Source organism: Cereibacter johrii, assembly GCF_001720585.1.
Classification (GTDB): domain Bacteria; phylum Pseudomonadota; class Alphaproteobacteria; order Rhodobacterales; family Rhodobacteraceae; genus Cereibacter_A; species Cereibacter_A johrii.
Genome location: NZ_MABH01000240.1, coordinates 1 through 13,906 on the forward strand (window position 1 = coordinate 1; position 13,906 = coordinate 13,906).

At 69.8% G+C, this 13,906-nt stretch carries 4 protein-coding genes and 1 pseudogene; 3 read left to right on the top strand and 2 right to left on the bottom strand.

What is annotated here, in order from left to right:
- Window positions 1-10,716: DUF7507 domain-containing protein (locus A9O63_RS20040; protein ID WP_069333473.1), on the bottom strand; the 10,716-nt coding region annotated here is incomplete at its 3' end.
- 257 nt (window positions 10,717-10,973) lie between these two features.
- Here A9O63_RS20040 and A9O63_RS20045 point away from each other — a divergent pair.
- Window positions 10,974-11,690 carry a LuxR family transcriptional regulator gene (locus tag A9O63_RS20045; RefSeq protein ID WP_084296088.1) on the top strand — a complete coding sequence of 239 codons (717 nt, stop codon included), beginning with the start codon at window positions 10,974-10,976 and terminating at the stop codon, window positions 11,688-11,690.
- Window positions 11,691-11,733: 43 nt separating this feature from the next.
- Here the strand turns inward: A9O63_RS20045 and A9O63_RS20050 are convergent, their stop codons facing one another.
- Window positions 11,734-12,300 (bottom strand): hypothetical protein, encoded by a 567-nt coding sequence (locus A9O63_RS20050; protein WP_069333474.1) that lies wholly within the window; start codon window positions 12,298-12,300, stop codon window positions 11,734-11,736.
- Between the two features lie 391 nt (window positions 12,301-12,691).
- Between A9O63_RS20050 and A9O63_RS22435 the strand changes: the two are divergent.
- Window positions 12,692-12,886: pseudogene (locus A9O63_RS22435) on the top strand (hydantoinase/oxoprolinase family protein); the annotation flags it as partial.
- Window positions 12,887-12,902: 16 nt separating this feature from the next.
- Window positions 12,903-13,906, top strand: a 1,004-nt coding sequence (locus A9O63_RS20060) for a hydantoinase B/oxoprolinase family protein (RefSeq protein WP_141703129.1), incomplete at its 3' end; no start/stop codon positions are given.

A 13,906-nucleotide genomic window follows, 5' to 3' on the forward strand; every position in this document is an offset into this window, starting at 1 on the left:
CCGGGCGAAGGCCGCGGTCGGCCGGCCGTCGGCGAAGGCCGCCGCCGTCAGGTCGAGCCGCACCACCCGGCCGAGCGCCGCGCCGAAGTTCAGCTTGGCCATCTTGCCCGGCGTGACGCGGATCGTGCGCGGGTTCTCGGTCGTCACCCGGTAGCCCGAGGGCAGCGAGCGGGTGTCGAGCTTCAGCGTGAAGTTCGCGCCGGTCTGGCCGGGAAGCTCGGCGCAGGGGACGTGGAAGCGGCCGAACTTGTCGGTCTGGATCAGGGTCCCGTTCGGCGTGGCGAGACGCACGTCGGGGATGCCCGGCTCTTCGGCCTCGGCGCCGCGGCCGTAGGCTGCTCCGTCGATCGGATCCTGATAGCCGTTCATGTTCCGGTCGTCGAAGACCTTGCCGATGATGTCGGCGCATTCGAACACATGCTCGGGCTCGCGGATCACCACCGCCTCCGCCACGTTCGAGGAGCGCTGACCCGCGCGGTCGAGCAGCCAGGTCTTGTTGGTGAGCGGCCCGTAGGGCGCAGCCCCCAGCACGCGCGCGGCGAAGCGCACGGTGATCGTGCCGCCCGCGGGCAGGGTGCCCGCCTGCCAGCGCAGGAAGCGGCCGCTGACTTCGGGCTCCAGAGGCGTGCCGTCGAGAGTGGCGCTGCCGGGCGTGTAGACGAGGCCTTCGGGCATCCGGTCGACCAGCACCACCTCGCGCATCGAGCGCGGCGCGTCGTTGGTGAAGGTCAGCACATAGGAGACGGTCTCGCCGATGACCACGCGCTCGGGGCTGGCGGTCTTGGTGGCCGTCACATCGGTGGGCACGTTCAGCTCGACCACGGTCGGCGTGTCATTGTCCACCTCGGTGCCCGAGACATCCGTCACCGGCGCGTCGGGATCGCCCGGATTGGTCCCGCTGACGAGGGCCGTGTTCGTGACCTGCCCGCGCTCGAGATCCGCCGCCGTCAGCGCATAGCGTGCCGTGAAGGTGGTGCTGTCGGTCTCGCCCGGCGCCAGCGCGTCGATGGGTCCGCCCGAGACCACCACGCCCGCCAGATCGTCGGTCAGGGTGACGTTGGTGAGGGTCACGTTGCCGGTGTTCGTCACCGTGAAGCGATAGAGAAGCTCGTCGCCCAGGGCCGGGCGCGTGCTGACGGACTCGTCCGCCACCTCCTTGACGAGGGCGATCCCGGGCGTCTGCGGCACGAGCGCCAGGGTCGGCTCGTCGTTCTCCGCCGCGGTGCCCGAGATGTCCTCGACCGTGCCCGGCTCGCCGTCAGGCGCGCGATAGGCGCCCGTGGCCCGGGCGGTGTTCTCGATGACGCCGCGGTCGAGGTCGGCCTGCGTCAGCGCATAGGAGGCGCTGTAGGTCACGCTGTCGCTCTCGCCCGGAGCAAGCCGTCCGATCGGGCTGCCGCTCAGCACGAGGCCGGGGAGGCTCGTGTCGCTCACCGTCACATCCGTGAGCGTCACGTTGCCCGTGTTCGTCACGGTGAAGCTGTAGCGCACCGGATCGCCGATGGCCGCGGGGCTGCCGATGCCCGAGACATCGGCCGTCTTGACGAGGGCGATGCCGGGGACGGGGGTGAATTCGGCATCGGTCGGATCGTCGTTCTCGATCTCGGTGCCCGACATGTCGGTGACGGTGTCGTCCGTGCCGTCGGGCGTCCGGTAGCTGCCGGTGACGAGTGCCGTGTTCGACACCCGGCCCAGATCGAGATCCTCCTGCGTCAGCAGATAGCGGGCACTGTAGGTCGTGCTGTCGCTCTCGCCCGGCGCAAGGCGCGCGATGGGAGCGCCCGTCAGCACGAGGCCCGCGAGGCTGTCGTCGGTCACGGTCACATCCGTCAGCGTCACGCTGCCCGTGTTCGTCACGGTGAAGCTGTAGGTGAGCGGGTCGCCCACCGCCGGCGGCGAGGAGACTGCCGAAGCATCGACCGCCTTCACCAGCGCCACGGACGGCGCCTGCTCCACCGGGGCCACGGTCGGATCGTCGCTGCCGGCCTCGGTGCCCGAGACATCCTCGACCTGCGTCTCCCGGCCGTTGCCGTCCGTATGGAGGCCGGTGGCAAGCGCGGTATTCTCGACGAAGCCGCGGTCGAGATCCTCCTGCGTCAGCGTGTAGCGCGCGCTGTAGGCCGCGCTGTCGCTCTCGCCGGGGGCGAGGCGGGCGATCGGACTGCCGGTGAGGACAAGGCCCGGCAGGCTCGTGTCCGTCACCGTCACATCCGTCAGCGTCACATTGCCCGTGTTGGTCAGGGTGAAGCTGTAGGTGAGCGCCTCGCCCACTTCCGCCGGATTGCCGAGGCCGGAGAGATCCACCGTCTTCACCAGCGCGAGGGCCGGGGCCGGTTCGATCACGGCTTCGGTGGGAGTGTCATTGCCGACTTCGGTGCCCGAGAGGTCCTCCACCTCGGTTTCGCCGCCCGTGCCGTCGGTATAGGTGCCGGTCGCAAGCGCGGTATTCTCGACGAAGCCCCGGTCGAGATCTTCCTGCGTCAGCGCATAGCTCGCCGTGTAGGTGGTGGTGTCGGTGGCGCCGGGCGCGAGGAGGGCAATGGTCCCGCCGGTAAGCGTGAGACCCGGCAGGCTCGTGTCCGTCACCGTCACGTTCGTCAGCGTCACGTTGCCGGTGTTCGTCACCGCGAAGCTGTAGGTGAGCAGGTCGCCCACGGCCGCGGGGGCGGAGAGGGCCGAGGTGTCGACCTCCTTGACCAGCGCGATGGACGGCAGGGCGTCGAGATCGGCCCGCGTCGCCGTGTCGTTGGTGGCCTCGGTGCCGGAGATATCCTCGACCTCGGTCTCGGCCCCCGCGCCGTCGGTGTAGGTGCCGGTGACGAGCGCCGTGTTCTCGACGAAGCCGCGGTCGATGTCGGCCTGTTTCAGCGCATAGGTCGCGCTGTAGGTGGCGGCATCGGTCGCGTTCGGCGCGAGCGACGGGATCGGGTCGCCGGTCAGAACGAGACCCGCGAGGCTGTCGTCGCTGACTGTCACGTCCGTCAGCGTCACGTTGCCGGTGTTCGTCACCGTGAAGCTGTAGGTGAGCAGATCACCCACCGCCGCAGGCGAGGAGACCGCCGAAGCGTCCACCGTCTTCACCAGAACAATGGCCGGCGCGGTGTCCAGATCGGCGCGGGTCACCGTGTCGTTCGTGGCCTCGGAGCCGGAAATGTCCTCCACCTCCGTCTCGGCCCCGGCGCCGTCGGTGTAGGTGCCGGTGACGAGCGCCGTGTTCTCGACATAGCCGCGGTCGATGTCGGCCTGTTTCAGCGCGTAGGTCGCCGTGTAGGTGGTGGCGTCGGTCGCGTCGGGCGCGAGCGAGGGGATCGGATCGCCGGTCAGCACGAGGTCGGCGAGGCTGTCGTCGGTCACCGTCACGCCCGTCAGCGTGACGTTGCCGGTGTTCGTCACCGCGAAGCTGTAGGTGAGCAGGTCACCCACCGCCGCCGGCGAGGAGACCGCCGAAGCGTCGACCGTCTTCACCAGCGCGACCGACGGCGCGGTGTCCAGATCGGCGCGCGTGCCCGTGTCGTTGCTGGCCTCGGTGCCGGAGATGTCCTCGACCTCGGTCTCGGCCCCCGCACCATCGGTATGGGTCCCGGTGACGAGCGCGGTATTCTCGACGAAGCCGCGGTCGATGTCCGCCTGCGTCAGCGCATAGGTCGCCGTGTAGGTGGTGGCATCGGTCGCACCCGGCGCAAGCGTCGGGATCGGGCTCCCGGTCAGCACGAGACCCGCGAGGCTCTCGTCGGTCACCGTGACGCCGGTCAGGGTCACGTTGCCGGTGTTGGTCACGGCGAAGCTGTAGGTCAGCAGGTCGCCCACCGCGGCCGGGGAGGAGACGGCCGTCGCGTCGACCGTCTTGACCAGTGCGATGGAGGGCGCGGTTTCCAGATCGGCGCGCGTGCCCGTGTCATTGGTGGCCTCGGTGCCGGAGACGTCCTCGACCGCCGTCTCGGTCCCCGCGCCATCGGTATAGGTGCCGGTGACGAGCGCGGTATTCTCGACGAAGCCCCTGTCGATGTCGGCCTGCTTCAGCGCATAGGTCGCCGTATAGGTGGTGGCATCGGTCGCGTTCGGCGCGAGCGACGGGATCGGGTCGCCGGTCAGCACGAGATCCGCGAGGCTCTCGTCCGTCACCGTCACATCCGTCAGCGTCACGTTGCCGGTGTTCGTCACCGTGAAGCTGTAGGTGAGCAGATCGCCCACCGCCGCCGGAGAGGAGACGGCCGTAGCGTCGACCGTCTTCACCAGAGCGATGGTGGGAGTGGTCCCCAGATTGGCCCGCGTCGGCGTGTCGTTGGCGGTCTCGGTGCCGGAGACGTCCTCGACCTCGGTCTCGGCGCCTGCGCCATCGGTGTAGGTGCCGGTGGCGAGCGCGGTATTCTCGACATAGCCGCGGTCGATGTCGGCCTGTTTCAGCGCATAGGTCGCGCTGTAGGTGATGGCATCGGTCGCGTTCGGCGCGAGCGACGGGATCGGGTCGCCGGTCAGCACGAGACCCGCGAGGCTGTCGTCCGTCACGGTCACATCCGTCAGCGTCACGTTGCCGGTGTTCGTCACCGTGAAGCTGTAGGTGAGCAGATCGCCCACCGCCGCCGGAGAGGAGACCGCCGAAACATCGACCGCCTTCACCAGCGCGAGGGAGGGCAGGGCGTCGAGATCGGCGCGCGTGGGCGTGTCGTTGCTCGTGTCGGTCCCCGACGTATCCTCGACCTCCGTCTCGGTTCCCGCGCCGTCGGTGTAGGTGCCGGTCGCGAGCGCGGTATTCTCGACGAAGCCGTGGTCGATGTCCGCCTGGGTCAGCGTGTAGCTCGCGGTGTAGCTCGTGCTGTCGGTGGCATTCGGCGCGAGCGAGGCGATGGGGCTGCCCGTCAGCACGAGACCTGCGAGGCTGTCGTCGGTCACGGTCACATCGGTGAGCGTGACGTTGCCCGTGTTGGTCACGGCGAAGCCGTAGGTCAGCACGTCGCCCGCCACGACCGGGCTCGAGAGGCCCGAGAGGTCGACGGTCTTCACCAGCGCGATGGCGGGTGCGGCCTCGACGTCGGTGCGGGTCGGCAGGTCGTTCGTGGCCTCGGTCCCGGACACGTCCTCGACCTCGGTCTCCGCGCCGTTCCCGTCGACATGGGTCCCGGTGACGAGCGCCGTGTTCTCGACAGAGCCGCGGTCGATGTCGGCCTGCTTCAGCGCATAGGTGGCGGTGAAGGTGGTGGCATCGCTCTCGCCCGGCGCGAGGGTGATCGGCCCGCCCGACAGGACGATGCCCGGCAGGCTCGTGTCCGTGACCGTCACGTCCTCAAGCGTCACGTTGCCGGTGTTCGTCACCGTGAAGCTGTAGGTGAGCGGCTCGCCGAGCGCCGCGGGGCTCGAGACGCCGCTCGCATCGACCGCCTTGACCAGCGTGATGGCCGGGGCAGGGGGCACGGTCGCCACGGTGGGCGCGTCGTTGGAGGCCTCCGTCCCGGACCTGTCGGTGACTTCTGCGGGCGTGCCGCCCGGGCCTGCATAGGTGCCGGTCGCAAGCGCGGTATTCTCGACGAAGCCGCGGTCGAGATCCTCCTGCTTCAGGCTGTAGGAGGCGGTGAAGGTGGTGCCGTCGCTTTCGCCCGGCGCGAGGGTCGCGATGGGCCCGCCCGTCAGCACGAGATCCGGAAGGCTGTCGTCGCTCACCGTCACGTCGGTGAGCGTCACGTTGCCCGCGTTCGTCACGCTGAATGTATAGGCGAGCACGTCGCCCACCGCCGCCGGCGAGGAGAGGCCGGTCGTGTCGACCTCCTTCACCAGGGTGATGGCGGGCGCGATGTCGAGCGGCGTGGTCACGCTGTCCTCGGCCGTGACCGGCAGCCGGCCGCCGCCCTGAACCTGAACGTAGCCCGTCACGCTCGCGTCGTTGGTGAAGCTGCCCGCATCGACGTCCGCCTGCGTCAGCTCATAGGTCGCGGTGAAGCTCGTCGTGTCCGAGGCGCCCCCGGCCAGCGAGATCGGTCCGCCCGTCACCTGCACGCCCGGCACCGCATCGGTGAGGGTCACGTCGGTGAGGGGGGCCACGCCGACGTTGGTCACGGTGAAGCTGTAGCGGATGGTCTCGCCCGCCAGCGGCGGAGAGGAGAGGCCGCTCTCGTCGGCGGTCTTCACGAGCGTGATCGCCCCGATCTGCACCGTCGTCGGCGTGTCGTTGGTGGTGGTCGTGCCGGAGAGGTCGCTGACCGTCACGGGCGCGCCGCCCGAGTCCTGCGTCCAGGTGCCGGTGGCGGTGGCCTGGTTCTCGACAAGGCCCGCGTCGATGTCGGCGGAGGTGAGCAGGTAGGTGGCCGAGAAGGTGGACGTGTCCGTCTCGCCCGGCAGCAGGACCGGGATGGTCAGGCCGTCAAAGGCGCCGGGCAGCATCGGATCGGCCAGCGCCACATCGGTCAGCGGCACGTTGCCGGTGTTGGTCACCGTGAAGCTGAAGAGGATCGGATCTCCGGGCGCGATCGGATCGGAGAAGCCCGAGGTATCCGCCGTCTTCACCACCGCGATGGCGGGGGCATAGGTGACATTGACCGGCGTCGGATCGTCTTCGCCCGGATCGTTGGCATAGCCGTTCCCGTTCGGGTCCGGGTTCGAGCCATTGTCAGAGAGATCGGTCACGGTCTTGCCCGAGAGCTGGCCCTCGGCATCCAGCTGCGCCTGGTTCCGGTAGCGCGGCGACGCGGAATAGGGCAGCGGGATCTCGGGCCGCACCTGCAGCGTGAGGGTGATGGTGCAGCTTGCCCCCGCAGCGAGGGTGCCGCCCGACACGAGTTCGGTCGCGCCCGCGCCGGTGTAGCCCGAATTCAGGCCGCCGCAGCTGCCGCCGGGCGCCGAGACGAGGCCATATTCCCCCGGTTGCAGGCTGGACAGATCCGGGTTGTAGGTGCCGAAGCCGGGCAGACCGCCCTGAAGCACGTCGGTCACGGTCAGGCCCTGCACCGGCTCGACGCTGAAGTTGCGCACCGAGAAGGCGAAGCCCACGCGGAACGCGCCATCGGCCCGCAGCGCGGGCTGCGAGGAGACGCGCTTGGCGATGCCCACGGTCGGGATCGCCCGCACGGTGAAGTCGTAGCCGGTCAGATCCTCGTCCGGGCCGATCGCCACCGAGCCGATGACGGTCTCGCTCGAAGCCGTGCCCGAGCCGCTCGCCGGGACCAGCGCCGCCAGATCCTCGTGGCGGGCGGGGATGCTGCCGGTGCGGGTGATCGTATAGGTGCCTTCGGCGAGGAGGCCGAAGCTGTAGCCGCCGCTCGCGTCGGTGGTGGTGGTCCGGGTGACCGGGGCGCCGGTGAGGTCGGTTCCGCTCAGCTGGATGCTGATGCCCGCAAGGCCGGTGTCGGTCCCGGCGCGTGTGCAGTCCTCGTTGAAATCGCGCCAGACCGCGCCCGCGAGGGACGAGCCGGTGATCTCGACCGAGCCGCTGTTGCTGTTGTTCGACGGCACGCGGTCGTCGGAGTCGGTCGTGACGCTGGCGCTGTTGGTGAAGCTCTGCGGCGTGCTCGTGATCGCCGTGACGCGCACGGGCAGGGTGACGACCGCCTCGGCTCCGGGCGAGAGCGTGCCGAAGGAGCAGCTGACCGTCGTGCCGCCGGCGGCGCCGGTGCAGCTCGTCGTGCTGGCCGAGCCGGACGAGATCGTCACGCTCGGGGCGCCCGTCAGCACCATGCCCGAGGGCAGGCTGTCGGTGAAGATGACGTTGTCGGCCTCGGAATATTGCGGACCGCTGGTGTTGCGGATCACCACGTCGAAGGTGAAATCCTCCCTCAGCGGGACCGAAGGCGCCGAGGGCGTCTTGCTGACCACCTGCACGTCCACCCGCGTCCGCACCGTCGTGTTCTGCGTGGCCGTGTTGTTGTTGATGCGGCTCTCGAATTCGTCGGCGCGGTCGGACGTTACCGAGGCCGTGTTGGTCTCCGAGCCCTTGGCCTCGGCCCGCATCGTCACTTCGAAGGTGCGGCTCTCGCCCGAGGCGAGATAGGGCACGCTGCAGATCACCTCACCGCCGATGGTGCCCGGCGCGGGCGTCGTGCCGCAGAGCCCGTCCGCCGGGGCGCTGGCCTGCACGAAGCTCAGCCGCGTCGCGGGAAGCGTGTCGGTGACGACCACATTCTCGGCCGCCGAGGGGCCGTTGTTCGTCACGAGGATGCGATAGACCGTCTCGTCGCCCACAGTCACCGGATCGACCGTGTCGATCTTGGCGATCAGCAGGTCGAAGCTGGGGAAGGTCACTTCGACCGAGGCCTCGGCCGCGTTGTTGGTCTCATCGGTCTCGGTCGTGCTGGTGGTGACTTCGGCCCGGTTGACGAGGGTCGATTCCAGCAGCGACAGAAGCGGCCGCACGACGACCGTCACCGTCTGTTGCGAGCCGTTGTTGATGGTGCCGAGGTTGCACACCACCTGGTTGTTGCCGCCCGAGGTCGCGCTGCCGGCCGCCGGCTGCGTGGCGCAGCTGCCCGTCGAGGGGCTGGCCGAGAGGAACACGAGCCCCTCAGGCAGCGTGTCGGTGACCGTCACGTTCTCGGCCTGGCTGAGGCCGTTCGCCAGGTTCTTCGCGGTCAGCACATAGCTCAGCGACTGGCCGACGGCGACGGGATCGGGGTTGGCCAGCTTCTCGAGCGTGACGTCGGCGCGCGGTTCGACGGTGAAGCTCGCGCTCGCGCTGTTGTTGGCCGAAACCGGGTCGGCCGTGCTCTGCGAGACGACGGTCGCGGTGTTGGTCCGCGTGCCCGCATTGCCGCCCGGGGTGGTCACGATGGTGATCCGCGGGCAGTCGAGGCCGGGGGTGCAGACGGGAAGCGTGTCGAAGGAGCAGCTCGCGGTGACCGACGTGGCGCCGGTCGTCGTGCCGACGCAGCTGGCGGCCGTCGCCGCGAAAGGCTCGACCGCGATGCTCACGAGGCCGTTGCCCGCGCCCGATGTCGCGCCGTTCGCGAGGCCGGTCAGCGGATCGCTGAAGCGCACGTCCGTGGCCTCGGTGAGGCCGAGGTTGGTGATCTCGATCTCGAAGGTCTGCGGCTCGCCCGCAATCGCGGTGGCGGCGGTGCTCTTCGTCAGGCCGATGTCGGCGGACAGCGGCGGTTCGCTCACGGTCACGTCGGCGCCGCCCGAGTTGTTGCCCGGCGTCGTATCCTCGAGCGTGCCGTCGACGGTCTCGACGCTGGCCGTGTTGCGCACCGGCCCGTCCTGCAGCGCGACCGCGGTCAGCACCAGATCCGGCACGCGGCCCCCGGCCGCAAGCGGCGCCGCCCCGTCGTAGGGCCGCTCGCAGACAAGGTCGGCGGGGCCCGTGACGGGCAGGGGCGCACAGCTCCAGCCCGAGCCTGCCACAGACTCGATCGTGAGGTCCGCGGGCACCGCATCCGTCACCCGCACGGTGCCGTCGAAGCCCGCATTGCCGCGGTTCGTCACGCCGATCCTGTATTCGAAGGGGTGGCCGCTCACGGCGAGGGCCGGAGAGGGCGCCGATTTGGACAGGGCGAGATCGACGAAGGGCGCCTCGATGGTCACGCTCACCGACGAGCTGTTGTTGCCCGGGACCGGATCGGTGGTGTTGGCGGCGGAGACCGTCGCGATGTTGAGGGGCGTGCCCGGATCGACCGCGAGGGCGGTGATGCGGATCTCGCCCATGGACACGTCCTCGCCCGCGCCCGTGGTGGGGGCAGGGCGGGCGCAGGTCACGGTGCCGCCGCTCTCGCCGCAGGTCCAGCCCGCGTCCGCCTGAACCGAGACGAAGCTGTAGGCCGAGGGCAGCGGATCCGTCACCGTCACCGTGCCGCCGGGCGCGTCGCCGCGGTAGCTGGGCGACAGGATGAAGACCAGCTCGTCGCCCACGAGAATGGTGCCCGAGGGCGTGCGCGACTTCACGATGCGCAGGTCGCTGCCCGCGGTGATGGAGGTGCTGGCCGTGGCAAGGTTGTTCGTGGAATCGGCATCGGCCGGTTCCTGACCCATGACCGCGACCGAGGCGGCCACGGTCGAATTGGCCCCGGCCGTCACCTGCCCGGCGAAGTCGAAGGTGACGCTGTCGCCCACTGCGATCGGGCCTGTCACCCGGCACAGGAAGGTGCCGCCGGACCTCGTGCAGCCGGCGGGAGCCGTCATGTCGACGACGCCCGTGGGGATCGGGAAATCGATCTCGAACGCCTCGGACGTGTGGGGCCCCTCGTTCTCGAGCCGCACCTCATAATGCACCGTGCCGCCCGAGGGCACGGTCGTATCGGCGGTCAGCGAGACCGAGATGTCCGCGCCGCGCTCGACGGTCGTGGTGACTTCCTCGTAGTTGTTCCCGGCCAGCGCATCGGCATCGGGGACGCGGGCGAAGAAGACGAACGTGCCTTCGTCCAGCGTCTCGAAGGCCACGTCCACCACGGTGGACTCGTCCTCGGCGAGGGCGGGAATGGCGCAGTCGACGACACCGCCCACGACGGCGCAGTTGTCCGAGGACAGGTCCGGGCGGAAGATCGTGTTGGCGGGAATGTTGGTCTCGACCCGCGTCGGCGGGGCGTCGGCGGTGCCGGTGTTCTGCACATCCACCTTGTAGAGCGCCACGCCGCCTGCCGCGATGGCAAGGCCGGCCGAACCGTCGAGCTGGACGCGCCAATCGTAGTCGACCGCCTCTTGCGCCTGAGCAAGGCCGGTCAGAAGCCACAGGAAGGCCGGGACGATGGTTGCACCGAAGGCCGCCGCAGCGGCCGTCTTACGCGAATGTCTGTTCCACACGGCTTTGTCCCCGCCACCCGGTTCGTCTGGCCACGGCGGCGGGCGCCATCGTGTGCGGGAGGAGAGGGTCGCCAGGGCGGAACATCTTCCCAAGCATCGGCAGGGCGGGGTGGTTCAGAGAATTCACTCTGCGGATGCGCGTAAAGCTGCCCATCGCAACAAATTTAGAAGTGGTTCAACTGTTCCATTGACCAGTTGACCCATGGGGACTAGGCCGAATCGGTCGGAATAGGTGTGCTGCGAGTTGGAATGGATCGATGAGCCTACTTGCCATTACCGCCAATGCGGTTGGATCCATATCCCGCGCAGAGAGCCGGAACGAATTGTCCCAGGCCTTGAAAGACGCGGTCCTAGGCCTCGGGTTCCAAACTTTTTCGCTCGCCTACCAACGCCCTCATGCGCTGGAGGCGGTGTCGGCGCCTCACCTGACCACCTGGCCCTGCGAGCGGGACGGTGCCTCCGATCAGGCCTCGGCCCGGATCCGGGATCCGCTGCTCAATTATGCCCTGACTGGCGTCAAGCCGCTGATCTGGCGGTCAGGCAGCAGGAAGTCCCTGAATAAGAAGGCGTATTTTCCCTGCCTGCGCAGCTTCGAGGCGCGGGCGGGACTGATCGTTCCTCTTCCAGACCATCGGGGGCGGATCGGCGCCATCACCATGTTGTCCGCCCAGCGGGAGGATTATCCGGAGGAGATCGCCGAGGCCGGGCGTATCGTGGCGCTGGCCGTCCTGGTGCGGGCGGGCTCGCTCGCGCCCGCTGCCGGGGCGGTATCGCCCGCCCCGGCCGACCTCTCGAAACTGAGCCCGCGGCAGATCGAGATTCTCGACTGGATCGCGCACGGCAAGAGCAACAGCGAGATCGCCCTCATCCTGGGGTTGTCGCTGCGCAACGTGACTTACCATGTGAGCGAAATCCTGAAAAAACTCGATGTGACATCTCGCACACAGGCGGTCGGCATCTACACCGGCCGCTGACGCGCGGCCGAGGCCGGAACGATCTCCCGTTTGCGCCGGTCTGTCAGGGCCCGGTGTGGAACCAGGACCGGACGCGGCGGCTCCGGCTCTCGCCGTCGGGGGCCGGACCGCCGACCCGCTCGGGGCGCCCCGCCTCCGGTCCGAGCGGCGCGCCGACCGAGGCGCCCTCCTCGGGGGCCTTCGGCCGGTCGTCCTGGTGCGGGTCCGTCCAGGCCACGTCGCGCGTCGTGCCCCGCAGCTCCCGGGGCACCGGCCCCTCTCCCCGCCGCTGCCACTCCAGCGCGCGCTCCTCGATGTCCACCGCCCCTTCCTCTTCGAGAAGCGCCACAGCCGTCTCGTGCAGGTCGCGTGGAACGTCGCGGGCGCAGACGAGCGTGCCGCCGCGCGAGATCCCTTCGGAATAGCGCGCCCGCTCCGGCTCGGGCAGCACATAGTCCAGCGCCAGATCGCCGAGGCTGCGGCTCTCCTCGTGCGGCCCCTCCCGGTCGAGGCGGCCGGATGCGAGCCGGAGGTTCGCGCGCGACACGCCCGCCTCGACGAGCCGCTCGACGGCCCGCGCCGCCTCGTCCTTGCTGTCGAAGAAGGCAGTGATCGTCAGGATCTCGGTCATGGGGAGTCCTCCTTTGCCCGAGAAACCCGGCCTTCGCGATTTCGTTCCGACAGCCTCGTCCGTCCGCTTGGCCGCCCGCCGAGACGCGGGGCGGAGCAGGGCGGCTCCGGCCAAGCGCCGGGCCGCCAGCCGTACAATTTCGCGCTTCGTGAACCGACAGGCTCGGAGGTCCGCCGCCTCCCGAAGAGAGGGACGCGCGACAGCCCACGAACGAGATGCCTGTCATGCGCCCCCCCCCCCGAACGCGCGCGACCCTTCCCGCCGCAGCGGGGGCGGAGAGGCGCGCGCGGCGCAGGGCGGTTCAGGACGTGCCGCCTTGCCCCCGATAGCGTTCGTGGCTGCGCGAGAGATGGGCCGCCATCGCCACGCGGGCGGCGTCTGGGTCGGCCCGGCCCGGATGCATGCCGTCGAGAGCGGCAAGGATCTGGCGGACCATACGATGATCGCCTTCGGCGGCGCCGCGCCACTGCATGCGGCCCGGCTCTGCGAGAAGCTGGGGATCGGCGCGCTGCTGATCCCGCCGGGGGCAGGCGTCGGCTCCGCGATCGGCTTCCTGCGCGCGCCCTTCGGCTTCGAGTCGGTGCGCCCTCTTCGTGCCCATCATGAAGTTCGCAGAGCGGGGCATCGTGAACCGCGATCTCGTGAATATCCTGCACAACAACGTCCGCGAGAGCGGGCAGGTGGTGGGCGATGTCTATTCGCTCGCGGCCTGCAACGAGATCGGTCACCGGCGGCTGATGGACATGATGGACGAGTTCCGCCTGTCCGATCTCGAGGGGCTGGCCGCCTTCGTCTTCGCCCGCTCGCGCGAGGCGACGCTTGCCGCCATCGCGGCCCTGCCGCGGGGGCGCTGCGAGAATGTCATGCGGGTGGACGGCTACGGCGCCCCGATCGACATCGCCGTGGCGCTGGACGTGGCGGAGGATCACATCGCCATCGATCTTGCCGGCACCTCCGGGCCGAGCCCCAAGGGCATCAACTGCCCGATCATCTATTCGGCCGCCTATGCCTGCTACGCGGTGAAATGCGCCATCGCGCCCGAGATCCCCAACAACCATGCCTCTCTCGCCCCCTTCCGGGTGAGCGCGCCCGGGGATTGCATCCTGAACGCGCAGCGCCCGGCCCCGGTCTCGGTGCGGCATGTGCTGGGCCATCTCGTGCCGGATGCGGTGCTGGGGGCCCTGCTCCGGATGCTGCCCGGCCGGATCCCGGCCGAAGGGTCGGGGGCGCTGTGGAACCTGCATGTCTCGGTGCGCCCGCAGGGCGGCGTGGCGGCGGCACGGCCGGGCGCCCGCAGCGCCGAGGTGCTTCTGTTCAACAGCGGCGGCATGGGCGCGCGGCCCCAGCGCGACGGGCCGAGCACCACGGCCTTCCCCAGCGGGGTGCAGTCCATGTCCATCGAGGCGACCGAGCATGTGGGGCCGGTCATCTTCTGGCGCAAGGAACTGCGCGACGGCTCGGGCGGGCTGGGGCGGCAGCGGGGCGGGCTCGGTCAGGTGGTCGAGATCTCGGCCAGCGCGGGGCACGAGTTCCATTTCAACGCGATGTTCGACCGTGTGGCGCATCCGCCGCGCGGCCGCGAGGGCGGGGCCGACGGGGCGGCCGG

Bases quoted from the DNA above. Each gene is read 5' to 3' on its own strand.
- A9O63_RS20045 (WP_084296088.1), top strand. From the start codon at position 10,974: ATGAGCCTACTTGCCATTACCGCCAATGCGGTTGGATCCATATCCCGC.
- A9O63_RS20050 (WP_069333474.1), bottom strand. From the start codon at position 12,300: ATGACCGAGATCCTGACGATCACTGCCTTCTTCGACAGCAAGGACGAG.